Origin of the sequence: Nocardioides psychrotolerans (assembly GCF_900113685.1) — a bacterium.
Taxonomy (GTDB): domain Bacteria; phylum Actinomycetota; class Actinomycetes; order Propionibacteriales; family Nocardioidaceae; genus Nocardioides; species Nocardioides psychrotolerans.
Map to the genome: position 1 here is coordinate 418,656 of NZ_FOQG01000001.1, position 22,143 is coordinate 440,798.

At 74.5% G+C, this 22,143-nt stretch carries 22 protein-coding genes; 14 read left to right on the forward strand and 8 right to left on the reverse strand.

The window, feature by feature from the left end; translation table 11 throughout:
- Nucleotides 1–150: 150 nt before the first annotated feature.
- The 5 genes from BM204_RS01990 (at nucleotide 151) to BM204_RS02010 (ending at nucleotide 4,837) form a co-directional block, all read left to right on the forward strand.
- Nucleotides 151–633 carry a GspH/FimT family pseudopilin gene (locus tag BM204_RS01990; RefSeq protein ID WP_091109954.1) on the forward strand — a complete coding sequence of 161 codons (483 nt, stop codon included), beginning with the start codon at nucleotides 151–153 and terminating at the stop codon, nucleotides 631–633.
- Entirely contained in the window at nucleotides 617–2,440 is a 1,824-nt protein-coding gene (locus tag BM204_RS01995) for a type IV pilus modification PilV family protein (protein ID WP_091109955.1), read from the forward strand. Before BM204_RS01990 ends, BM204_RS01995 begins: the two co-directional genes overlap by 17 nt.
- Nucleotides 2,437–3,105: a PulJ/GspJ family protein gene (locus BM204_RS02000; RefSeq protein WP_091109957.1), complete on the forward strand. Its 669-nt coding sequence runs from the start codon at nucleotides 2,437–2,439 to the stop codon at nucleotides 3,103–3,105. Before BM204_RS01995 ends, BM204_RS02000 begins: the two co-directional genes overlap by 4 nt.
- Nucleotides 3,102–4,460, forward strand: coding sequence for a pilus assembly PilX family protein (locus BM204_RS02005; protein WP_143099626.1), 1,359 nt, complete (start codon nucleotides 3,102–3,104; stop codon nucleotides 4,458–4,460). The genes BM204_RS02000 and BM204_RS02005 overlap by 4 nt, the downstream gene beginning before the upstream one ends.
- Nucleotides 4,461–4,597: 137 nt before the next feature.
- On the forward strand, nucleotides 4,598–4,837 hold the full coding sequence (locus BM204_RS02010; protein WP_091109960.1) for a hypothetical protein: 240 nt from the start codon (nucleotides 4,598–4,600) through the stop codon (nucleotides 4,835–4,837).
- A gap of 3 nt (nucleotides 4,838–4,840) precedes the next feature.
- Here the strand turns inward: BM204_RS02010 and BM204_RS02015 are convergent, their stop codons facing one another.
- The 5 genes from BM204_RS02015 to BM204_RS02035 form a co-directional block, all read right to left on the reverse strand.
- On the reverse strand, nucleotides 4,841–6,055 hold the full coding sequence (locus BM204_RS02015; RefSeq protein WP_091109961.1) for a type II secretion system F family protein: 1,215 nt from the start codon (nucleotides 6,053–6,055) through the stop codon (nucleotides 4,841–4,843).
- 28 nt (nucleotides 6,056–6,083) lie between these two features.
- Complete coding sequence (locus BM204_RS02020) at nucleotides 6,084–7,262, reverse strand: type IV pilus twitching motility protein PilT (RefSeq protein ID WP_091110063.1); 1,179 nt, start codon at nucleotides 7,260–7,262, stop codon at nucleotides 6,084–6,086.
- Nucleotides 7,263–7,266: 4 nt separating this feature from the next.
- Nucleotides 7,267–8,958, reverse strand: coding sequence for a GspE/PulE family protein (locus BM204_RS02025; RefSeq protein WP_091109963.1), 1,692 nt, complete (start codon nucleotides 8,956–8,958; stop codon nucleotides 7,267–7,269).
- Nucleotides 8,959–9,064: 106 nt separating this feature from the next.
- Nucleotides 9,065–9,529, reverse strand: a complete 465-nt coding sequence (locus tag BM204_RS02030) for an RsiG family protein (RefSeq protein ID WP_246165742.1) — start codon at nucleotides 9,527–9,529, stop codon at nucleotides 9,065–9,067.
- Entirely contained in the window at nucleotides 9,526–10,650 is a 1,125-nt protein-coding gene (locus tag BM204_RS02035) for a type IV pilus twitching motility protein PilT (RefSeq protein ID WP_246165739.1), read from the reverse strand. The genes BM204_RS02030 and BM204_RS02035 overlap by 4 nt, the downstream gene beginning before the upstream one ends.
- Nucleotides 10,651–10,804: 154 nt before the next feature.
- Here BM204_RS02035 and pilM point away from each other — a divergent pair, with 154 nt between their 5' ends.
- The 9 genes from pilM to BM204_RS02080 all read left to right on the forward strand — a co-directional run bounded on the left by pilM (nucleotide 10,805) and on the right by BM204_RS02080 (nucleotide 19,772).
- Nucleotides 10,805–11,833, forward strand: coding sequence for a type IV pilus assembly protein PilM (gene pilM / locus BM204_RS02040; RefSeq protein ID WP_170259036.1), 1,029 nt, complete (start codon nucleotides 10,805–10,807; stop codon nucleotides 11,831–11,833).
- Complete coding sequence (locus BM204_RS02045; RefSeq protein ID WP_091109966.1) at nucleotides 11,830–12,594, forward strand: hypothetical protein; 765 nt, start codon at nucleotides 11,830–11,832, stop codon at nucleotides 12,592–12,594. Before pilM ends, BM204_RS02045 begins: the two co-directional genes overlap by 4 nt.
- Nucleotides 12,591–13,226 carry a hypothetical protein gene (locus tag BM204_RS02050; RefSeq protein WP_091109967.1) on the forward strand — a complete coding sequence of 212 codons (636 nt, stop codon included), beginning with the start codon at nucleotides 12,591–12,593 and terminating at the stop codon, nucleotides 13,224–13,226. The genes BM204_RS02045 and BM204_RS02050 overlap by 4 nt, the downstream gene beginning before the upstream one ends.
- Before the next feature lie 65 nt (nucleotides 13,227–13,291).
- Nucleotides 13,292–14,155: a hypothetical protein gene (locus tag BM204_RS02055; protein ID WP_091109969.1), complete on the forward strand. Its 864-nt coding sequence runs from the start codon at nucleotides 13,292–13,294 to the stop codon at nucleotides 14,153–14,155.
- A 1-nt stretch (nucleotide 14,156) separates the two neighbouring features.
- Nucleotides 14,157–15,536: a putative bifunctional diguanylate cyclase/phosphodiesterase gene (locus BM204_RS02060; RefSeq protein WP_091109970.1), complete on the forward strand. Its 1,380-nt coding sequence runs from the start codon at nucleotides 14,157–14,159 to the stop codon at nucleotides 15,534–15,536.
- 90 nt (nucleotides 15,537–15,626) lie between these two features.
- Nucleotides 15,627–16,448 (forward strand): prepilin peptidase, encoded by an 822-nt coding sequence (locus BM204_RS02065; protein ID WP_091109972.1) that lies wholly within the window; start codon nucleotides 15,627–15,629, stop codon nucleotides 16,446–16,448.
- A gap of 78 nt (nucleotides 16,449–16,526) precedes the next feature.
- Nucleotides 16,527–17,888: a putative bifunctional diguanylate cyclase/phosphodiesterase gene (locus tag BM204_RS02070; RefSeq protein WP_091109974.1), complete on the forward strand. Its 1,362-nt coding sequence runs from the start codon at nucleotides 16,527–16,529 to the stop codon at nucleotides 17,886–17,888.
- 118 nt (nucleotides 17,889–18,006) lie between these two features.
- Nucleotides 18,007–18,480: a response regulator gene (locus tag BM204_RS02075; protein ID WP_091109976.1), complete on the forward strand. Its 474-nt coding sequence runs from the start codon at nucleotides 18,007–18,009 to the stop codon at nucleotides 18,478–18,480.
- Nucleotides 18,477–19,772 (forward strand): EAL domain-containing protein, encoded by a 1,296-nt coding sequence (locus tag BM204_RS02080; RefSeq protein ID WP_091109977.1) that lies wholly within the window; start codon nucleotides 18,477–18,479, stop codon nucleotides 19,770–19,772. The genes BM204_RS02075 and BM204_RS02080 overlap by 4 nt, the downstream gene beginning before the upstream one ends.
- Nucleotides 19,773–19,843: 71 nt before the next feature.
- Here the strand turns inward: BM204_RS02080 and BM204_RS02085 are convergent, their stop codons facing one another.
- From BM204_RS02085 to BM204_RS02095, 3 genes are all read right to left on the reverse strand, one after another.
- On the reverse strand, nucleotides 19,844–20,341 hold the full coding sequence (locus BM204_RS02085) for a type III secretion system chaperone family protein (protein WP_091109979.1): 498 nt from the start codon (nucleotides 20,339–20,341) through the stop codon (nucleotides 19,844–19,846).
- Nucleotides 20,338–21,597, reverse strand: coding sequence for a D-inositol-3-phosphate glycosyltransferase (gene mshA / locus BM204_RS02090; RefSeq protein ID WP_091109980.1), 1,260 nt, complete (start codon nucleotides 21,595–21,597; stop codon nucleotides 20,338–20,340). The genes BM204_RS02085 and mshA overlap by 4 nt, the downstream gene beginning before the upstream one ends.
- Before the next feature lie 108 nt (nucleotides 21,598–21,705).
- A complete protein-coding gene (locus tag BM204_RS02095) occupies nucleotides 21,706–22,053 on the reverse strand; it encodes a hypothetical protein (protein ID WP_091109982.1) in 348 nt (115 codons plus the stop codon).
- Nucleotides 22,054–22,143: the final 90 nt, after the last annotated feature.

Sequence of the window (22,143 nt, forward strand, 5' to 3'; positions counted from 1 at the left end):
CTGGGATGAGGGGGGAGGGAGCAGCCGACCCGGGGGGCGGCGGTGGTGCTGCACCGTGGTTGTCGGGGAGGTCGGGGACCGGCTTGAGGCCGGTCTGGACCACGTCACTCCAACCTCAAGAACCCCACGTGGACGACCGAGGACCCACGCATGCCTGCCGACCAGCACGCCGACACCGGCGCCACGCTCATCGAGCTGGTCGTGACCATCGCGCTGGCGGGGGTGCTGATGGCGATCGCGGTCGGCGGCTACGTCGCCTGGGCCCGCTCCAGCGAGCAGGAGGGCGCGGCGAGCGAGGTCCAGGCCGTGCTGCGCCAGGCGCAGCAGCGGGCGGTGACCGAGGGGCGCGCGACGTGCGTGGAGTTCGACACTGCGCGCGACCGCTGGACGCTCTTCCGCGGCGCGTGCACCGACACGGGCCGCACCGTGCTCGAGGGGCCGGTCCGGCTCGACAGCAGCCGGGTGCACCTCACCACGGCCGCCTTCACCAGCAGCGCCGGCAGCACGAGCGGCACGACGTTCAGCTCGCGCGGCACCGCCACCCCGGGTCGGGTGCGGATCGGGCGCGACGGCTCCTCGCGCGTCCTCACCATCACCGTCGAGGGACTGACCGGCCGTGTGGACACGCAGTGAGCGGCCGGCCGCCCGGGGCCGCGACCGGGGCTTCACGCTGATCGAGGTCATCGTGGCGATCGGGCTGCTGGGCGTCCTGCTCGCCGCCGTCCTCCCCCAGCTCGTCAGCGGCATCCGCGCCAACGACCTCGCGCGCACCAACACCCAGGCCAAGGGCCTCGCACAGGCCGAGGTGGAGCGGATGCGCAACCTGCCCTTCCACGTGGCCCCCGAGGCCGGCGACTACATCGACGTGCTCGACCGCTACTTCCGCGACCTCACCACCCCGACCACCCCGACCAGCACCACCACCTGCGGCTCGAGCGAGCGCTGGACGGTGCCGGCCGCCACGTGGACCGGGTACGTCGCTGCGACGGCGCCCCGCTGCGGCTGGGAGCCGAGCGGGGCGCTCTACCGCCACGTCCGCACCGCCGCAGCCGGCCCCAGCAACCCCGACCTGACCGGTTTCGTGGTCGTCACCCACACCCGCTTCCTCACCAACACCACGCCGGCGACCGTGGTCGTGCCGCCGACCGGCTACACCAGCCAGGTCACGGGCCTCGCGACCCCGCCCGCCTCCCAGGTCGCGGTGACGGTCACCGTCTTCCCGACCCGAGGCACCTCGCACACGCCGGTTCAGTCGTCGACCCAGATCGGGCGCCAGGACCTCGTGCCGTCGCGGATGAGCAGCTCGGTCGACGTCACCGCCGTCGAGATCGGCACCGGCACCGTCGACCAGCTCCCGCTCACCCTGTCGGCCGGGATGGTCGACCTCGCGGCGTCGCTGAGCGCCAGCAGCGAAGCGCGCGCAGCGCTGACCTCCACGCTGACCGGGCTCGGCACCGGCCAGCAGGCCGGCGGAGCCGCCACGAGCATCCAGGCGCCGCCCGACGCGACCGCGCCCGCCGCCAGCCAGGGCTCGGGCCAGCTCGACGCCAGCGGCTGCGCGCTCGTGTGCTGGGGCTCGACCGGCACCAGCGCCGCCCGGGTCGTCGCGACCGACGCCCTGCCCCACGCCGGCTCTCCCACCACCCCGCTCACGGCCGCGGTCACCGACTCCTCGCGCGGCGCGCTGGCCCTCGCCGGCGGTGCCGGGGCGTCGTACCGCCCCAGCCTCGACCTCGCCCTCCCCCTCGTGCGCGCCGACACCGGCACCGGCGTCAACGCCGGGGTGTCGCCCGCCTGCGCGGCGAGCGACGGCAGCGGCAGCCTGCGCGTGGCCGCCGGCGGCTGGCTGCGTACGACGTCACCGACCGATCCCTCGCCAACGCTGGTCGAGGCGTGCGGGACCGCGCAGTCCGCCCCGATCTCGGTGCTCCCCACGACCTTCGCCCCCGACGGCGTCCTGCGCGTGCGGCTCGTGCGCGCCTCCGTGCGCTGCGCCGTGGCGGGCGGCGCGCACGCCCCGTCGGCCACCTACGACTACTCCGCCGTGGTGCGGCGGTGGTCGCCCGGCGGCTACGTCACCATCGCCACGATCACGCCGGGATCGACCGCCTCGCTGGCCGACCTGGACCCCCAGGACATGTCGCTCGGGACCTTCGGCGACCTGGGCGACTACGTCGCGTCGTGGTCCTCGCTCACCGCCGCCGACGTGGCACGCACCCAGGTCGCCGGCGCCGCGGCCCTCGACCTGCCCGGCATCGTCAGCATCCTGACCCAGCCGGTGCGCTCCCCCACCGCAGCCAGCGAGTCGGTCGCCTTCATCGACGGTCAACCTGCGCCCACTCCCGTGCCTCCCGAGAGGCCCGTCGAGCTCGCCGACCCGACCTCGGCGGTGTCGCTGACCGTCGGCTCGCTGGCGTGCAGCGCCGAGGACGCGCGATGAGCGCGCCGAAGCACGACGCCGGCTTCTCGCTGGTCGAGGTGCTCGTCGCGATGGGCCTCTTCGCCGTCGTCGGGACGCTGCTGCTCGGCTTCGCGCTGTCGACCTCGTCGGTGAGCGACGACGCCCGCTCCAGCAGCGACCTGACGGGCGAGTCGCGGATCGCGATGGAGCGGATGGCGCGCGAGCTGCGCCAGGCCAGCGACGTGATCGCGGTGCAGTTCCAGAGCGCGACGTCGACGACGACCGCGATCACCTTCTGGACCGACTTCGACGGCGACGGCGTCCGCGACCTCGACGCCGCCGACCCCGAGGTCCTGACCTACCGCTGGGAGCCCGGCACCGCGCGGCTCACCCTCACCGCCGACGACGCCTCGGGCGCGGCGGTCACGCGGCCGATCCTCTCCGGCGACGTGGTGAGCCTCGACCTGCGGCTGCGCTCGAGCCTGTGGCAGTACGACGGCGAGCTGGACGGGACCCTCGACGGCGTGACGTCGTGGGAGGAGCTCGACGCGGCCGGCGCGCCCGTGGGCAACCTCAACGGCCGCCCCGACGACCCGGAGCTCGAGCACGTCGACCTGGTCGCCGTGCGGCTGGTCGTCGCGGACGGCGACGGCACGCAGACCTTCTCCTTCCAGGCCGACCTGCGCAACAGGTCGCAGACATGAGGACCCCCGTGCCCCACGCCGCCCGCGCCCGCGACGAGGGCGCCGCCCTCGTCATCACCCTCATGGTCATGGCGCTGGTCGGTGTCCTCACGACGACCGTCCTCAGCGTCACCATCAGCAACCTCGGCTCGACCCGTCGCGCGCAGGACTCGGCGCGCGCGCTGGACGCCGCCGACGCCGGGGTCACCCAGGCGATCGCCTACCTGCGCTCGTCGGGCAGCCGCGGCCTCACGTGCTCGCCGGGCTGCACCACCAACCCCTGGGGCAGCAGCAGCGCGCCGATGACGCAACCGGTCGTGGGCAGCACGGACCAGCGCTTCGAGGCGTGGATCGCGCCGCTGCCGGTCGCCGACGACCGGTCGCTGCGTTACCGGATCACCTCGCGCGGGCTGGCCGGGCAGGGGCGTCGCGACGTCCAGGTCGACGTCACGCTGAGCCTGCGCGAGCTCGGGCTGCCGCTCGGCATCTTCGCGCGCTCCGTGCAGGGAGCAGGCACGCCGGACCTGCGCGACATCAGCATCTTCACCACGGGCTGCGTGTTCAACCGCACGAAGATCGACTTCTTCGGAGACCTAGACGCCGCCTACGGGATCCCTCCGGCCGTCCACTCCTCCAAGGTGATCACCGACGGCAACGGCAGTGGCAGCAGCTGCAGCCCGACCGAGACCAAGGCGATCCACAAGACCGCCGCCGGTCGGTGCCGCGCCTCCGGTGCCACGCTGCGCTGGGACCAGGACTCCCAGGGGGCGGCCTGCGCCGCGCTGGCGGCGGCCCACCCCGCCTACTACCAGGCACAGAACCTCGATGCGGACGCCGCCAACGATGTCGACGGCACCTACCTCCAAGATGACGCGGCCCTGCTCGACCTCTTCGGCCTGGACGACGATCCGCTGCCGGTCGACAAGCTCGAGGAGCTGCGCGCCGTCGCGCGGTCGCAGCGCAGCTACTTCACGACGCGGAACTACACCGTGCCCAACCCGGCCGTCACCCCCGATGCGGTGATGTTCTTCGACCTCGCGACGTCCGACCCGGGCGGCGTCGTCGACCTGAAGGGGCTCGGCAGCACCTGGGCGCAGGACGGCTGCAAGCAACGATCCCTGCTGATCGTCATCGACGGTGGCAACGTCCGCCTCAACGGCAACGGCGAGGTGGCCGCCAGCATCGTGCTCACCTCGCGCACCTACGGCGAGGTCGACAAGGGCAGCGGCACCCCGGACTTCGTCGGCACGATGTTCGCCAACACCGTCAACCTCGCCGGGACCATCGACCTCAGCCTCAACGCCTGCTTCCTGTCGAACCTCAGCCCCAGCCTCTACGCCGTCGTCGTCGACGACTACCGCGAGCTCGACCGCTGACCCGCGGCCGCACCGGGGCCAGCGGGGCAGGTCGCTATGGTGATCCTCGTGGTCCCGCTCGGCTGTGCCAGGCCCCGGCCCCCAGCCACACCTTCGACGGTCACTCCTGCGCCGGACCGGACAGGAAAGAACCAGCCGTGACCGAACGCCGGCAGGAGGACCGGGCGCCCGAGACGGGACCGCCCGACGGCCTGGTCGAGGTGCTCGCGCGCTGGGAGCGCTCCGGCGGCCACTGGACGGTGCTGACCACGACCGAGGCGTGGATCGAGATCGGGTTGTTCACGTGCGATGGGGCAGAGCAGATGGGTCAGGTCAGCGGAGCCAGGACGTCGGTGCTGAGCAGCTTCCTGGCGGACCGCCTCAGCAGCACCGACTGAGGCTCACTGGATCAGGTCGAAGACCGAGAACATCGGCATGTAGAGCGCGACGATCATGCCGCCGACGAGGACGCCGAGGACGGCGATCATCAGGGGTTCGATGAGGGAGGTGAGGGCCTCCGTGGTGGCCTGGACCTCCTCGTCGTAGAACTGCGAGATGCGGCGCAGCATCTGGTCGACGGCACCGGCCTCCTCGCCGGAGGCGATCATCTGCACGGTCATCGACGGGAAGACGTCGTGGCGGGCCAGGGGGCCGGCGAAGGACTCGCCCTGGGCGACCGACTGGCGCACGTCGTGCAGGGCGCGCGCGATCACCGTCGAGCCGGTGGTGTCGGCGACGATGTCGAGGGAGGCGAGGATCGGGACGCCGGCGGAGAGCAGGGTCGAGAGGTTGCGCGAGAAGCGGGCGAGGGCGATCTTGGCGAAGAGCTGGCCGAAGACCGGGACCTTGAGCTTGAGCGGGTCGACGACGTCGCGGACCTTGTCGTCCTGGCCGTGGCGGCGCCACCACACGAGCCCGACCGCGCCGGTGACGCCGGCGACGGGCAGGACGAACTTCATCGAGTTCGACACCGCCACGAGCACCTGGGTCGGGACGGGCAGGGTGCCGCCGAGGTCGGCGAACATCTTCTCGAAGACCGGGACGATGAAGAGCAACATGCCGATGCACATCACGATCGCCATGCAGAAGACGACGACGGGGTAGGTCATCGCCGACTTCACCTGGCCGCGCAGCTTGACGTCGGCCTCGAAGGTCTCCGCGACCTGGCGCAGGGCCACGTCGAGGAAGCCGCCGCTCTCGCCGGCACGGGTCATGGAGATCATGAACGGCGGGAAGACCAGAGGGTCGTCGGCGAAGGCCGCGCTGAGCGACTGGCCCGCCTCGACCTCCTGGCGCACCCGGGTCAGGGCCCGGCGCAGCTCGGGGTTCTCGACCTGCTCGCCGAGGATGCCGAGCGCGCGCAGCAGCGTCAGCCCGGCGTCGACCATCGTGGCGAGCTGGCGCGAGGCGACGGCGAGGTCCTTCTGGGTGACCCGCTTGCGACCCAGGGTGATCTCGCGCTGCAGCCCGGTGCCGGTCTGCTTGACCTCGAGCGGGACGTAGCCCATCGCGAGCAGCTTCTCGGCGACCGCCTTCTCGGACTCGGCGTTGACCTTGCCCTCGCGGAAGCGCCCGCCGGCGTCGCGGACCTTGTAGGCGTACTGGGTCACGGCCACCGGGTGGCTCCTTCGGGGAGGGGGTTCATCAGGACCAGCCGGCCGGCTGGGCCTGGGCGGCGGGCTCGGGCGCCCCGCCCCCGACGACGGCGTACGACGACGCCTGCAGCGCCGAGCCGGAGCCGACGAGCGACAGGAAGTCCTCGCGGTTAGAGCAGTACTCGAGCCCCGCCTCGCGGGTGATCCGGCCGGCGCGGACGTGGGCCGCGAGGTGGCCGTTGAGGGTCTGCATGCCGTCGCGGGCACCGGACTGAAGGGCGCCGGGGATCTGGGGCAGCTTGCCGTCGCGGATCATCGCGCGGATGCCGGGCGTGCAGACCATGACCTCCACCGCCGGGACGCGTCCGGAGCCGTCGACGGTCGGGACGAGCGACTGGCAGACGACACCCTGCAGGGTGGCGGCCAGCTGCGTGCGGACCTGCTGCTGCTGGCCGGCGGGGAAGACGTCGACCACGCGGCTGATGGTGTCCTGCGCTGACTGGGTGTGCAGCGTGGCGAGGACCAGGTGGCCGGTCTCGGCGGCGGTCAGCGCGACCGAGATCGTGTCGAGGTCGCGTAGCTCGCCGACCAGGATGACGTCGGGGTCCTGGCGCAGCACGTGCTTGAGGGCGGTGCGGAAGTCGTGGGTGTCGGAGCCGACCTCGCGCTGGTTGACCAGGCAGCGCTGGTGCTGGTGGAGGAACTCGATGGGGTCCTCGATGGTCACGATGTGGCCGCTGCGCGTGCGGTTGACGCGGTCGATGACCGAGGCGAGCGTCGTCGACTTGCCCGACCCGGTCGGGCCTGTGACGAGCACCAGGCCGCGGCGCAGCTGGGCGAAGGTCTCGACGACCGGCGGGAGCCCGAGGTCGCCGAGCGAGCGGATCTCCCACGGGATCAGGCGCAGCACGGCGCCGACGGCCTCGCGCTGCCAGAAGACGTTGACACGGAAGCGCGCCAGCCCCGGGACGGCATAGGCGAAGTCGAGCTCGCGGGTCTCCTCGAGCACCTGGCGCTGGCGCTCGGTCATCACGGCGTAGAGCGACTCCTGCAGGCGCCGTGCGGTGAGCACGTCCTCGCCGGGCACGGGGGTCATCTCGCCGCGCACCCGGATCGTCGGCGGCGCGCCGACGGTCAGGTGCAGGTCGGACCCACCCGTCGCCGCCACCTGCTGCAGCAGCACGTCCAGGTCGAGGCCCGGCTCGTGGCCGGGCGGTCGGGTGGTCATCGGCTCAGCCCACGACACGGAGCACCTCCTCGATCGACGTGCGTCCCTGACGCACCTTCAGCCAGCCGTCGTCGCGCAGGGTGGTCATCCCCTGCTCGCGCGCGGTGCGCGCGACCTCCTCGGTCGAGGCGCGTCGCACGGCCAGCCGCTCCAGCTCCTCGGTCACCGGCATCACCTCGTGCAGGGCCATCCGCCCGCGGTAGCCGGTCTGCCCGCACGACGCGCACCCGCGCGCGCGGTGCAGCACGGCGTCGTCCTCCAGCGCGGGAAAGCCCATCGCGACGAGCTCGCCCGGGTCGGGGCGGTAGGCCTCCTTGCACCGTCCGCACAGGCCGCGGCACAGCCGCTGCGCGACCACGGCGTCCAGCGCGGAGCCGACGAGGAAGGGCTCGATGCCCATCTCCACCAGGCGGGTGACGGCCGAGGGTGCGTCGTTGGTGTGCAGCGTGGAGAGCACCAGGTGGCCGGTGAGCGCGGCCTCGACCGCGATGTTGGCGGTCTCGTGGTCGCGGATCTCGCCGATCAGCACGATGTCGGGGTCCGAGCGCAGGATCGAGCGCAGCGCCGAGGCGAAGGTCAGGCCCGCCTTGGGGTTGACCTGGACCTGGTTGATGCCGGGCAGCCGGTACTCCACCGGGTCCTCGACCGTGATCACGTTGACGTGCTGCTGGTTGAGGATGTTGAGCGTGGCGTAGAGCGTCGTCGACTTGCCCGAGCCCGTGGGCCCGGTGACCAGGATCATCCCGTAGGGCTTGGAGTAGGACGTCTCGAAGCGGGCAAAGTTGCCGTCGCTGAAGCCGAGGTCGGCCAGGCCCAGGCGGGTGTTGGAGTTGTCGAGCACGCGGGCCACGACCTTCTCGCCCCACACCGTCGGCAGCGTCGCCACGCGCAGGTCCATGTCACGCCCGAGGTGGCTGACCGTGAGCCGCCCGTCCTGGGGCACGCGACGCTCCGCGATGTCCATCGCCGCCATGATCTTGAGCCGGCTCACCACGCCGTTGACGATGCTGCGCGGGGCGTGGTGGGCGTCCTGGAGGACCCCGTCGATGCGGTAGCGCACCCGCAGGTCGTGCTCGGTCGGCTCGAGGTGGATGTCGGAGGCCCGGTCGGCGATCGCCTGGCTGATGAGCAGGTTGACGAAGCGCACCACCGGCGCGTCCTCGGTCACCTCCGTCAGCGAGCCCAGGTCCTCGGGCTCGGGGTCGTCGGTCAGGCCCGAGGTGAGGTCGGCCAGCTCACCCTCGGCCCGGTAGGCCTGGTTGAGCTGGTGGGTGATCTCCGCGCGGGTGGCCAGGCCGAAGGTCACCCGGCGCCCGGTCAGGCGGGCGATGTCGTCCTTGAGGTCGAGGTCCAGCAGGCCGCGCAGCGGGGTCGCGACCAGGAGCGCGTCGCCCTCCCAGCGCAGCGGCAGCACGCAGCTGCGGCGGGCGAAGTCGGCGGGCAGCAGCGCGGAGGCCGTCGGGTCGACCACGGCGTCGGCCAGCTCCAGGAGGGGCACCCCCGCCGCGTCGGCGGCCACGCGCAGCAGCCGCCCGGGCTCGACCGCGCCGGTGGCCACCAGCGCCTCCACGACCGAGCCGTGCTCGCCGGCGATGTCGACCGCAGTCGCGACCTGGTCGCCGTCCACCAGGCCGGCGTCGAGCAGCGCCTCCACAGTGGTGCCCGTCGCGAACGGGGCACGCAGCCCTGCCTCCATGGTGCGCCACCTCCCGCTCGGCGGTGGCCCGACGCCACCTCTCGCCTGGAGTCTCGGCACCCCCGGGGGCGACCTTGAGGCCGGCGCCGGGTGATGCTCGCAGGCGCTAGCCGGGCAGGACGTCGAGCGCGAGCAGCGGGTCGGCGCGGTAGTGCTGGACGAGCGCCGCGGTCGCGGCGTCGATGCCCGCGAAGAGGGCGGTGCGGTAGCCGGTGAGCTGGGCCTCGGCCTGGCGCAGCGCGGCCAGCACGACGTCGGTCTCCTCCGGCGTCGTCGGGACCTGCCAGACCTGCACGAGGTCGGGCAGGTCGGGCAGCTCGTCCTCGGCGCGCACGCGCAGCAGCGCCGTGCGCGAGGCGCCGCTGCCGGTGTCGCCGAGCACGCGCACGAGGTCGTCGACCGAAATCGAGCCCTCCGTCGAGCGGCCGGCCTCGAGCAGGTCGAGCCGGGCGTGGACCAGGCGGCGCCAGTAGGACGCGCGGTCCTCCTCGTCGCGCAGCTGCTGGCGGTAGGCCCGCAGCCCGGGGAGGTCCAGCGTCTCCAGGGGGGTCTCGGGCGGCGTGAGCGTCACGTGGCAGATTCCAGCACAGGCCGCGGGGCCTGCTCCGGAGCCCACCCCGTGCGACGCAGCGCGACCGTGAAGTCGTGCGGGTTGGTGGCCGCCACCAGCGCGGTGTCGAGGTCGACCGTGCCGGAGGTGACCAGCCGGATCAGGTGCTGGTCGAAGGTCTGCATCCCGGAGTAGGAGCCCGACGCGACGACGTCGGTCAGGCCGTGGGTGCGGTCGGGGTCGGCGACGGCCTCGGAGAAGCGGGCGTCGCGCACCGCGACCTCCAGGACGCACACGCGGCCCTGCTGGTCACGGCGTGGCACGAGCCGCTGGCACACCACGCCCTCGAGGCTCACCGCCAGCGCCGCGCGCACCCGCGGCTGCTCGTGCGCCGGGAAGAAGTCGATCAGGCGCAACACGGTCTCGCGCGCGTCGGTCGTGTGCATCGAGCTCAGCACGACGTGGCCGGTCTCCGCGGCCGACAGCGCCGCCCGGACCGTGTCGGCGTCGCGGAGCTCGCCGATCAGGATGACGTCGGGGTCCTGGCGCATCGCGGCACGCAGCGCAGCCGGCCAGTCACGGGTGTCGGAGCCGAGCTCGCGCTGGGTCACGGTGGCTCGCTTCTCGCGGTGGACGACCTCGATCGGGTCCTCCAGCGTGAGGATGTGCACGGCCCGCTCGGCGTTGATCGCGTCGACCATCGCGCTCAGCGTCGTCGACTTGCCCGAGCCCGTGGGCCCGGTGACCAGCACCAGCCCGCGCGGGCGCAGCGCGAGGCGTCGTACGACGTCGGGCATGCCGAGCTGCTCCAGCGGGACCGCCCCGTCGCTGATGCGGCGGAAGACCGCGCCGTCCTGCCCGCGCGAGCGGAAGGCGTTGACCCGGAAGCGCCCGAGCCCTGCGGCCGTGACCGCGAAGTCGGCCTCCCAGGTCTGCTCGAAGTCCGCCAGCACGTGCTCGCTCATCGCGTCGCGGACCGTGCGACTGACCTGGTCGGGGCTCCATGTGGACGCCCCCGCCGGCCGCAGCTCACCGGAGACCCGGATCTTGGGCACGGCGTCGCCGCGCAGGTGCAGGTCGGAGCCGTCGAGGCGGTGCACGGCCGCGAGCAGGTCGGTCAGCTCGGGGGACAGCGTGGGCACGGCGGGGCTCCTGTCGTCGGGGACGCCGGGAGTCTCGGCACGCGCGGGCCCCATCTGAAGGCCGGCCCGGATCGCGGGGTCAAGTCGATCGCCCCGGCGACCGATGACCCTTCGTGCCCGGCGCGGACGCACCGGGCGGGAGCCAGGAGGGCCCATGCCAGCCACCGTCGTCGGACTCGACATCGGCCGTTGCGCGGTGCGCGCGGTCGAGCTGCGCCGCAGCGGCCGCACGCCCGTCGTGAGGCGCAGCGGCAGCGTCGCGGTCCCCCACGGCGCGGTCGAGGGCGGCGTCGTGCGCGACCCGGCCGCCGTCACCGACGCCCTCAAGCGCCTCTGGCGCGAGCAGCGGATCCAGTCGCGCCAGGTGCGCCTCGGGGTGTGCAGCGGGTCGGTCCTCGTGCGGCACCTCGAGCTCGACTGGATGCCGCCGCAGGACCTGCGCCGCGCGCTGCGCTACCAGGTCGCCGACCTGCTTCCCGTCGCCGTCGACGACGCCAACCTCGACCACGTCCTGCTCGGCGAGCAGCTGCGCACCAACCCGCAGACCGGCACGGAGCGCCGCGTCGTCGAGATCCTGCTGGTGGCCACGGCCCGTGGCAACGTCGACGACCTCGTGCGCTGCGTGCAGGCCGCCGGGCTGCGCCCCGTGACCGCCGACCTGTCCCCCCTCGCGCTGGTGCGGGCCGCGGCGAGCCGCACCGGCGCCGGCGACCTCACCGAGGCCGTCGTGGACGTCGGCGCCGACACCGTCTCCGTCGCGGTGCACGTCGCGGGCATGCCGCGCTTCGTGCGCGTCGCGGCCGGGGTGGGCGGCGAGCTGCTGACCCGGGCCCTGGTCGACGAGCTGGGCTGGACCTGGCAGGAGGCGGAGGCCGCCAAGCGCGCGGACGCCGCCACGCTGCCCGAGCCGGCGCGCCACGCCCTCGAGGCGGCCTCGGCGCGGCTGGTGGGCGAGATCCGCGCGAGCCTGGACTTCCACGCCGCCACCGACCCCCTCCACGTCCCGGTCCGCGCCCTCGTCACCGGCGGGGGCGCCGCGCACGCGGGCTTCGCCGCCCGCTGCTCCGCGGCCCTCGGCATGCCCGTCGAGCTCCTCGACCCCACGACGGTCGCCCGCGTGACCCCGCTGCCCGACGAGGACCTGTCGGTCTCGCTCGGCCTGTGCCTGGGAGAGACCGCATGAGACGTCGTACGACGAGCACCGCGCCGGCCCTCCAGCCCGCGCTCAACCTGCTCTCCCCCTGGGTGCTGGAGGAGCTGCGCGTCCGACGCCTGCGCGGTCGCTTCGCGCTCGGCGGGCTCGCCCTCGTGCTGGCCCTCGCCGGCGGGTGGACCTTCCAGCGCCTCGAGCTCGCCGGGGCGCAGGCGGACCTGCGGGGCGAGGAGGCGGTCGCCGCCGGCCTCGGCCAGCGGATCGCCGACCTCGGCGACGTGCGCACCTACGTCCAGGGCGTCGGCCGCCGGGCCCTCACCGTCCAGCAGGCCATGCGCACCGAGGTCGCCTTCTCCGACGTGCTCCAGGCCCTCGACGGCGCCACCCCGGAGGGCGCCCGCATCGACAGCGTCTCGGTCGTGCTGCCCGAGCCGACTGGGGCAGACCCGGCAGCGGCACAGGCCGATCCCCCGCCCGTCGACCCGGCGGCCGACCCCGCCGAGGACCCGCGCGGCCTCGTGCCGACCGCCTGTCCCGGCCCGGACCCCTTCGCCACCCGGGTGGTGATCGGCTGCCTGGACCTCAGCGGCACCGCCGCCACCCGCGACCAGGTCGGACGGCTGGTCGTGGCACTGGGGCGCAACCCCCTCTTCGTCGAGCCCTTCGTCTCCACGACGACCGCGAGCGACGGCAGTGGCGTGGCCTTCACCGGCTCCGTCGCGCTCTCGCCGGCCGCCTTCAGCGGCCGCTTCGACGAGCTGCCCGCCCTGCTCGGCGGAGGTGCGTCGTGAACCTGCGCTCCGCCACCGCGACCGTCGTCCTCGGCAGCCTCGCCCTCGTGCTGGTGGCCGCCGTCGGCTGGCTGCTCCTGCTGGGTCCCCTCACCAGCAAGATCGGCGAGACCCGCACGTCGGTCAGCGACGCCGAGGCCCGCAACCTCACCCTCGCCAGCCAGCTCGCCGTGCTGCAGCAGCAGGCCGAGGACCTCAGCGGCACCCGCACGGTGGCCGAGGACCTCGACCGGCTCTTCCCCCCGACCGCCGACCAGCCCGGGCTGTTCACCGCGCTCGTGAGGGCCGCGCGCCGCTCCGGCTACGCCCCCCAGGACATCACCACCCTCAGCCCGACCGCGCCCGTCCCGGTGGTGGACGGCGCCCCCGTGGACCCCGCGGCCCCGCCCGCCCCCGGCGTCGACGTCACCACCGCCGACCTGGCCGTCCAGGTCGTCACGCTGTCGGTCGAGGGCGACTACGACCAGGCCCGTCGCCTGCTCGACCGGCTCGAGCAGCTCGACCGCGCCTTCCTGGTGCGGTCGGTGAGCGTCACCGGCTCCAGCGAGGACGCCGGCTTCACCCTCGCGATCACCGCCGCCACCTTCCTCGCGCCGCCGCTGGTGGCCCCGGACGAGGCCGCCACCGGCTGACCGCACCCGCCACCGTCCCGTCGCCCCGCCGTCCCACCGTCCCACCGTCCCCCAATCGAGGTCCCATGCCGCTCACCGCCCTCCTCGCCGTGCTTGTCGCGCTCGCCATCGTGCTGCTGGTCGTGCTGGTCCGGCTGCGCCGCGGCAAGGGGACCGTCACCGCGCTGGACGACCTCGCCGGGACCGACCTCAAGCCGGGCCACGGCCTCGTCGCCCGCCTTTTGCCGCTCCCCGCTCCGGCCGGCGCCGCTGAGAGTGCGACGTCGGGCGCCTGGGCCACGGCGTCGCGGACCCTCGCCACCGCGGGCCGCCACGACCGCGCCGTGCTCGCCCAGTGGGCCGCCGACCTCGAGGTGCTGCGCCCCCTGCTCGCCGGCCGTCACGCCGAGCTGCGGCACCGGCTCGCCGCACTCCCCGCGGCCGACCCGGCGACCACGCTGGACCGCGCCCGCGAGGTCGCCCGGTCGCTCGTCGACGACGCCAGCGTGAGCCTCGCGACCCCCGACCACCTGCTCGTCAGCGGCACGGCGACCCCCACGACGCCCGCCCCCACCGGCAGCCGGCGCAGCGCGCTCACCGGCGACCGGGCGGCCCTGCTGCGCCTGGCCTCCCACTGGGCCGCGCGCGCCGACGAGGCGGCGACCGCCGGCGAGCTGGGCCTGGAGCGCCGCGAGGCCGAGCTGGCGACGTACGACGCCTTCCTGGTCGGCCTCGCCGAGCGGCACGCCCCCGGCGGGGCGATGGTGGCCGCGGCCCTGGGCGACCTCGCCCGCACGCTGGTCGCCGCGCTCGACGACCCGGAGCCGGGCACCACGCCCGGCGACGACGCCGCGCTGGTGCGCGACCTGCTCGCCCCCCTCCTCCCGCGCTCCGAGCGCGACGCCTACCTCGCCCTGGCCCAGCCGATGCCCCTCGCGGTCGGCTACTGACGTGACCTGGCTCCCCGCCCGGCTGCGCGCCCGGGACCGCCGCGCCGTGGACGCACTGCCGGTGCCGGACCACCTCACGGGCCTGCCGCGCCGCGGGCACCTGCTCGACGCGGGCCAGCGCCTGCTCGCCGCGGTGCACGACGACCCCGCGGACACCGGGGTCCTCGCCGTACTCGTCGTCGACGTGGACCACCTCAAGCAGGTCAACGATGCGCTCGGCCACGAGGCCGGCGACCGGGTGCTGGTCGAGGCCGCCCGGCGCCTGCGCGCCCTGCCGGGGCGACCGACGGTCGCGCGGCTCGGGGGCGACGAGTTCGGCGTGCTCCAGCGCTGCTCCGACCCCGCCACCGCGGAGTCGGTGGCTGCCCAGGCGCGGCGTGCGCTGGCCCGGCCGGTGCCGCTCGGCGACGGCGAGGTCCCGGGCGGGGCCTCGGTGGGCCTGGCGGTCAGCGGCCGCGACGGCACGACGCTGGTGGCCCTGCTGAGCGCCGCCGACCAGGCGATGTACTCCGACAAGCGCCTCCGGCGCGGCCATCGCCGCACCGCGCCCCGCGCGGCCGTCGCCCCCGACCACGACCTCGCCGACGACCTGCGCCGCGCCCTCGACGACCCCCTGACCCGCGGGCTGCGGCTGCGGCTGCACCACCAGCCCCAGGTCGACGCCGGCGGCCGCATCGTCGGCTTCGAGGCGCTGCTGCGCTGGGCCCACCCGGGGCTGGGGCTGCTCGCCCCCGCCGACTTCCTGCCCCTCGCCGAGCGGGTCGGACTGCTCGGCGCCCTCGACGACGTCGCCCTGCACCAGGCGCTGCGCGACCACCGGGTCCTCGACGCCCACTGCCCGGGCGTGCGGCAGTCGGTCAACCTCTCCGCCAGAAGCCTGCTTTCCCCCGACCTCGCCGGACGCCTCGCCGGGCTGCTCGACCTGACCGGCGTGCCGGGACACCGGCTGGTGCTCGAGGTCTCCGAGTCGGCCACGGGCCTGCCCGTCACCTCCAGCCGCCACGACGCCCTCGTCGCCGTCGGCTGCACCTTGAGCGTGCAGGAATTCGGCTCGGCCCACGCCTCGCTCACCTCGCTCAGCGACAACCCGCTGGTCCGCGAGGTCAAGCTGCCCCCGGCGCTGGTCGTCCGCGTCGGCCACGACGCCTCTGCGACCCGGCTGGCCCGCGGCCTGGTCAACGCCGCGCACGGGCTCGAGCTGCGTGTGGTCGCCGCCGGGGTCGAGACGTCGCTCGGGGCGCGCCGGCTCCTCGAGCTGGGCTGCGATGCGCTCCAGGGCTACGGCGTCGCGCCCCCGATGTCGCTGCTCGAGGTCACCGACTGGGTGGACTACTGGCAGCGCGTGCACCCCGAGCACCCCGCCTACGCCCTGCCTGCCTGATCCTGCCTGGCCCTCCAGTCGGGCCCGCGCCGTGCCGATACCTCCTGCGCCACGACCACGCCCGAGCGCGCACGACGACAGGAGCACCCGATGACCGACCTCGTGACCCTCCCCCTGGTGGCCGGGATCGCCGGCGCCGTGGGACTGCTGGTGGGGTCCTTCGTCAACGTCGTCGTGCACCGGGTGCCCGCCGGCCTCTCGGTCGTCTCCCCCCGCTCGTCGTGCCCCGCCTGCGGCGGCCTCGTGCGCGAGCGCGACAACGTGCCGGTGCTGTCCTGGCTGCTGCTGCGCGGGCGCTGCCGCGACTGCGCGGTCCCGATCCCCGCGCGCTACCCCCTCGTCGAGGCGGGCACGGCGCTGCTCTTCGCGCTCGTCGCCACCCGCGCCCCCGGCCTGCCCGAGGCGCTGGCGATCCTCGCCGTCACCGGTGCCGGCGTGGCGCTGGCCCTCATCGACCTCGAGCACGGCCGGCTGCCCTTCGCCGTGACCGGCTGGGCCGGCGGACTGGCGCTGCTCGCGCTCGGCTCCGGCTGGGCCTGGAGCGCTCGGACCGACGGCGCCCCCGCCGCCCTGGACGCGGCCTGGCCCGCGCTCGCCGGCGCCGCCACCTGGCTCGCCGTCTACGGGCTGATCTGGCTGGCCACCTCCGGGCGCGGGATGGGCCTCGGCGACGTAGCCCTCGCCCCCGTGCTCGGCCTGGTCCTCGGCGCCGTCGGCACCGCCGAGCAGCTCACCGGCCTCGCGCTCGGCTTCCTCACCGGCGCGGTCGTCGGCGCGGTCCTGCTCACCGCGCGTCGCGCTGCTCGTCGTACGGCGATCCCCTTCGGGCCGTTCATGCTCCTCGGCGCCGCCCTCGGCCTGCTCGTGGGACCCGCGCTGGCCGAGACCTACCTGCGCGTGGTCGGGCTGTAACACGCTGTCGTGGTGACAGCAGCGGCCGGGCCGCCGACCTAGGCTGTCCCGCACGGGCAGCGAGGCGAGGGAGGCACGGTGGCGGAGCGGTCGGTGACGGGCGCCCTGGGGCGCGTCCCGCAGCGGGTGCGGGCCTTCGTGGACCGCCGGCGCCGCTCCTACGTCGACCCGCTCACGTGCCTGGGCAACCGAGCGCTGCTCTTCGAGCGGGCCGGGGACCTCGGCGCGGAGCCCGGGCTGCGGGCGCTGTTGCTGCTGGACCTCGACGGCTTCAAGCAGGTCAACGACACGCTGGGCCACGCCCAGGGCGACCTGGTCCTGCAGGAGGTCGCGCGCCGGGTCGCCGCGACCGCGGGGCCCGACGACCTCGCGGTGCGGCTCGGGGGCGACGAGTTCGCGGTCCTGACGGCGCCGCTGACCGACCCAGCCGAGGGCGACCGGCGCGCCGAAGAGGTCGTCGCGGCGCTCGTGCCGCCGATCCGGCTCGACGGGCTCGACCTGACCGTGGGCTGCTCGCTCGGCCTGGCGCTGAGCGGGCGCGACGGCGAGGACCTCGCGCGGCTGCTGCGCGTCGCCGACCGGGCGATGTACGCCGCCAAGGCCTCGCGCACCCTCGCCGCCCCCACCCGCCCCGGCGCCTCGGCCTGGGTCAGCGAGACCCCCGACCCGGCACTGGCCACCGACCTCGCCCGGGCGCTGGAGCGCGGTGAGATGCTGGTGCACCACCAGCCGCAGGTCGACGCCGACGGGCGGATCGTGGGGTGCGAGGCGCTGCTGCGTTGGCAGCACCCCGGGCGCGGCCTGCTCACCCCCCGCGACTTCCTCGCCACCGCGGAGAGCGCCGGGCTGCTGGACCACATCACGCTCGTGGCCGTGGAGCAGGCGCTCGCCGACCAGCCGCGCCTCGCCGAGGCGGCCGGCGGGCCGGTCTCCGTGAGCGTCAACGTCTCCGGCCGCGACCTGCTGGGCCGCGACTTCGTGCCCCACGTCCGCTCCCTGCTCGCCGGGCGCGGCGGCGTTGCCACCGCCGGCGGGCTGGTGCTGGAGATGTCCGAGCCGGCCCACCGCCCGGCCCCCGCCGTGGTCGAGGTCTTCGAGGAGCTCGCCGACCTCGGCGCGCGCATCTCCGTGCAGGACTTCGGGGCCGGCCCGTCCTCGCTGGCCGTCCTGGCCCACCACCCCGGCCTGGCCGAGGTGAAGGTCCACCCCCTGCTCGTACGACGCCTCGCCGACCCCGACGTCAGCCGCTTCGTGGGGGCGATCGTCGCCGCGAGCCACGGGCTCGGGGTGCTCGTCGTCGCGGAGGGCGTCGAGGACGAGGCCACGGCCCGGCGCGCCCGCGACCTGGGCTGCGACCGGGTGCAGGGCTACTGGCTGGCGCCCCCGGCGCCGCTGGCCGCGACGGTCGCGTGGCTGGCCGCACGCCGCGCTCAGGTCTAGCCCGCTCGTCTAGACCGCTGGCCCTCTGTTTCAGCCACGGCAGTCCCACGAGCCCCATCTGTCACTAGGCTCCCTCGACTGGAGGGGAGGGATACCTTCCACAGGACGGACCAGAGCGATGGCGGGGACCCCACACCCGGCGACCAGCCCCCCGGTGCTCGTCGCGAGCGCCGACCCGGCACGCGCCGCCGCGCTCGCCACCGCGCTCGCGGCCGGCGGACTCGCCAACCCCGTGCGCACCGCCACCAGCGTGCGCGACGCCGTCGACCTGCTGCTCGGCATCCCCGGCCGCACGCGTGACCGGGTGCCGGTCGTCGTCGTGACCGACCACCGCTTCCCCGACGGCTCGGGCGTCGAGGTGCTGCGCGCCGCCCGCGGCCACCTCCAGCTGCGTCGCACGCCGGTGGTCGTCGTCGGCCACGACGCCACCGAGGCCGAGCTCGACGAGATGCACCGCCTGGGGGTCTCGGCCTACCTCAACGTGGGCGTCGCCGCCGTCGCGCTGCTCGACGTCGTACGACGCCTCCCCCTGCCCTGGAGCCTCGCGCCGGCCCCCGCCGTCGGCGCCCACGTGCCGGGGGGCCTGCGATGACCCCCACGACCGCCTCGAGCCTGACCGGCACCATCGAGGAACTCCGCGACCGGGCCGTGGCCGAGGGCCGCCAGCTGCTGCTGGTCGCCGCCTCGCTCTCCAACGGCCCCGACATCGCCGACGTCTACGGCGTGCGCAGCCTCGACGACTCCACGGCCGAGGTCGTGCGCCGGGCCCAGGAGCACGCCACCGTGCCGTGCCACCTGCTGAGGGTCTCCCGGCTCGGCGGCTTCCTCGCCGCCGCCGTGGTCGACCGCGACCGTTCGGTCTCCCAGCTCGACCTGCTCGTGGCCGACATGCGCGAGATGCTCGAGGTGCGCGGCGAGCGGGTCTGGCCGATCGTGACCGTCGCCGTGCGTGCCTGCCACGACGACGAGGACGTGTGGGACGCCGTGCGCGACGCCCGCAGCACCCTCGTGATCGCCCAGCGCGACACCCCGGGCGGCACGAGCTGGCACCACGACTCCGACGAGGGCCTCGGCTCGGGCCTGGGCCTGACCCTGGTGCGCGACCTCGCCGTCGCCCTCACCGAGCAGCCCGACGAGCTCCACCTCGCCTACCAGCCCGTCGTCGACCTGCGTCGCGGCACGACCACCGGCGCCGAGGCCCTGCTGCGCTGGCAGCACCCCACCCGGGGCGCGGTCGGCCCGCTGGTCGCCGTGGAGGCCGCCGAGCGCACCGGCCTGATCCACCCGTTGGGTCGCCTCGTGCTCGACCGCGCCGTGGCCCAGCTCGCTGCGTGGCGCGGCCGCGTCGTGCCGGGCTTCCGGATGCACGTCAACGTCTCCCCGATCGAGCTGCGCGAGGCGTCGTACGCCGACGGCATGGCCGCCGTGCTCGACCGCTGGGACGTGCCCGCACCCCAGCTCCTGCTGGAGATCACTGAAACCGCGCTGCTCGCCGACGACCCGCGCGTGCTGCGCACGATCACGGCGCTCCACGAGCTCGGGGTCGGACTCGGCATCGACGACTTCGGCACCGGCTACTCCTCGATCCGGCACTTGCACCGGCTGCCGATCGACACCGTCAAGGTCGACCGCTCGCTGGTCTCCGGCATCGCGACGTCACCGGCCGACTTCGCGCTGACCCGCGCGGTCCTCGGCCTGCTCACCACCATCGGCGCCACCGTGGTCGCCGAGGGCATCGAGGACGCGCAGCAGCAGGCGCACCTGCTGGCGATGGGCTGCACGCTCGGACAGGGCTACCACCTGGGTCGGCCCGTCACCGCCGACGCGCTGTTCGCAGGCTCCTCCTGGTCGCGCGCCCGCGCGACCGGGATGCTCGGCGCCTGACCGTCCTCGCCCGAGCCGGCAACGTCATACGGACCGAGGAGTCGCCTCCACGATCCGCATGACGTCCCGCGTCAGTTGGGCGAGGGGTCGGCGCCCGACTCCAGCCACCCGCGGAAGGCCTCGAGGTTGGCCGTGGGCTCGCCGCGCAGCTTGCGCCACTCCCACTCCTTGCGGATCGAGGTGGCGAAGCCGAGCTCGAGGATCTGGTTGAACGAGTCGTCGGCGTAGGACAGCACCGAGCCGATGACCCGGTCGAGCTCCTCGTCGGTGATCGCCGAGAGCGGGAGCCGGCCGTCGAGGTAGATGTCACCGAGCTGGTCGACGGCGAACGCCACGCCGTAGAGGCGCAGGTTGCGCTCCAGGAGCCAGCGGTAGACCCGCTCGTGGTTCTCGTCGGGCTTGCGGCACACGAAGGCGTGGATCCCGAGGGCGTGCGCGCCCACGTCGAGGCGGACCGCGATCTGGAGCTTCTTCTCGCCCGGCAGGGACACCGAGAAGACCCCGGGGTTCAACTCGTCGAACTCGATCTCGTTGGCGGTCAGGTAGTCACGGACGACGTCAGCGCTCACGCCACCGACTCTCGCATGGCGCTCCTAGCGCGGGCGTAGACGTCGAGCGTCTGGGCCGCGGTCGCCTCCCAGGAGAACTGCCGCGCCTGGGCCCGCGCACCATCGCGCAACCGGGCCAGGAGGGCGGGGTCACCGAGCACCCGACCGAGTGCGCGGGCCCACTCGTCGGCGTCGTGACCCTCGACGAGCAGACCGCTGTGTCCGTCGCGTACGACGGTCGTGAGGCCGCCGACCGCGGCCGCCACGACGGGGGTCCCCGCCGCCTGGGCCTCGGCCGCGACGAGCCCGAAGGACTCGTTGTAGGACGGGACGGCGACCAGCGTCGCGGCGGCGTACCACCGCGACAGGTCGGCCTGGGAGACCGGCGGCACGAAGCGCACCACGTCATCGATGCCGAGCTCGCGGGCCAGCGACGCGAGCGACTCGGGACGGTCCAGCCCGCTGCCCGAAGGACCACCGACCACGGGCACCACGATCCGCGAGCGCAGACCGGGGTCGCCGGCCAGGAGAGCGGCGACCGCGCGCAGCAGCACGTCGGGGGCCTTCAGAGGCTGGATCCGGCCGGCGAAGAGCAGCACGTGGGCGTCGCGGGGCAGGCCGAGCTCGGTGCGCACCGTGTCGCGGTCGACCGGGCGGAAGACCGAGAGGTCGACGCCGGGGTGCACGACCTCGACGCGGCCGGGGTCGGCGTCGTAGAGGTTGATCAGCTGCTTGGCCTCGAGGTCGGTGTTGGCGATGAGCATGTCGGCCGACTCGACGACCTGCTCCTCGCCGATGATCCGCGCAGTGGGCTCGGGGGTGTCACCGAGGGCGAGCGCGGCGTTCTTGACCTTGGCCATGGTGTGCATGGAGTGGACCAGCGGCACGCCCCAGCGATCGCGCGCGAGGGCGCCGACCTGGCCGGAGAGCCAGTAGTGGGAGTGCACGGCGTCGTAGTGCCCCAGCGGCTGGGCCGCCTCGGCGCGGAGCACCTCGCGGGCGAAGACGCACAGCTGGCCCGGCAGCTCGTCCTTGGTCAGGCCCTCGAACGGACCCGCGTGGACGTGACGGACGTTGACCCCGTCGCAGGCCGAGACGACCGGCGGCAGGCCGGAGCTGGTGGCGCGCGTGAAGATGTCGACCTCGATGCCCTGGCGGGCCAGTCGCTTGGCGAGCTCGATGACGTAGACGTTCATGCCGCCCGCGTCGCCGATGCCGGGCTGGTCCAGCGGCGAGGTGTGCAGGCTGATCATGGCCAGACGCCGGATCGGCTGCATGTCACTCCTTCGTTCGCACGTGTCGGGGACGCAGTGCCTCCGCCAACGCAACCACGGCCGTGGCCTGCTGATTCCCGCTGTCCCATCCGGCGGTCGGTGCTTGACGAGTCAGGCGGAGTGCGAGCCCACCGGGTGCCGCTGCCCGCGGGAGCGGACCAGGCCCACGACGCAGACCACGGCCACCGTGACCCCCGCCACCGCGTCGACAACGCGACCCTCACCCTCACCACCGACGACCTCCACGACCGACCAGCCGAGCACCGGGAGCGCCACTGCGACGATCACCCGCAACCACGTGGCGCTGGTGCTGACCAGGCCGGACCCCAGCCCGGCGAGCGCGAGGGCGAGCAGCACGAGCCCCGGCCAGCGGAGCTCGTCCACACCGGCTGCGGCGCGGACCAGCCAGCAGAGTCCGCCCGCGACACCGGCGACGCGGGCGAGGAGGGTCGGGGGCACGGGGGGAGTCTGCCACCGGTGTGGCCCAGCCAACGAGACCTGTCGGCGAGACCTGTCAGGGAGACCCATCAGGAGACCCGTCAGGATGGC

What these genes read in the sequence shown, in the direction of transcription:
- BM204_RS02065 (WP_091109972.1), top strand. Translation starts at nt 15,627, where the DNA reads ATGACCGACCTCGTGACCCTCCCCCTGGTGGCCGGGATCGCCGGCGCC.
- BM204_RS02080 (WP_091109977.1), top strand. Translation starts at nt 18,477, where the DNA reads ATGACCCCCACGACCGCCTCGAGCCTGACCGGCACCATCGAGGAACTC.
- BM204_RS01990 (WP_091109954.1), top strand. Translation starts at nt 151, where the DNA reads ATGCCTGCCGACCAGCACGCCGACACCGGCGCCACGCTCATCGAGCTG.
- BM204_RS02020 (WP_091110063.1), bottom strand. Translation starts at nt 7,262, where the DNA reads ATGACCACCCGACCGCCCGGCCACGAGCCGGGCCTCGACCTGGACGTG.
- BM204_RS02055 (WP_091109969.1), top strand. Translation starts at nt 13,292, where the DNA reads ATGCCGCTCACCGCCCTCCTCGCCGTGCTTGTCGCGCTCGCCATCGTG.
- BM204_RS02045 (WP_091109966.1), top strand. Translation starts at nt 11,830, where the DNA reads ATGAGACGTCGTACGACGAGCACCGCGCCGGCCCTCCAGCCCGCGCTC.
- pilM (WP_170259036.1), top strand. Translation starts at nt 10,805, where the DNA reads ATGCCAGCCACCGTCGTCGGACTCGACATCGGCCGTTGCGCGGTGCGC.
- BM204_RS02025 (WP_091109963.1), bottom strand. Translation starts at nt 8,958, where the DNA reads ATGGAGGCAGGGCTGCGTGCCCCGTTCGCGACGGGCACCACTGTGGAG.
- BM204_RS02000 (WP_091109957.1), top strand. Translation starts at nt 2,437, where the DNA reads ATGAGCGCGCCGAAGCACGACGCCGGCTTCTCGCTGGTCGAGGTGCTC.
- BM204_RS02075 (WP_091109976.1), top strand. Translation starts at nt 18,007, where the DNA reads ATGGCGGGGACCCCACACCCGGCGACCAGCCCCCCGGTGCTCGTCGCG.
- mshA (WP_091109980.1), bottom strand. Translation starts at nt 21,597, where the DNA reads ATGCAGCCGATCCGGCGTCTGGCCATGATCAGCCTGCACACCTCGCCG.
- BM204_RS02005 (WP_143099626.1), top strand. Translation starts at nt 3,102, where the DNA reads ATGAGGACCCCCGTGCCCCACGCCGCCCGCGCCCGCGACGAGGGCGCC.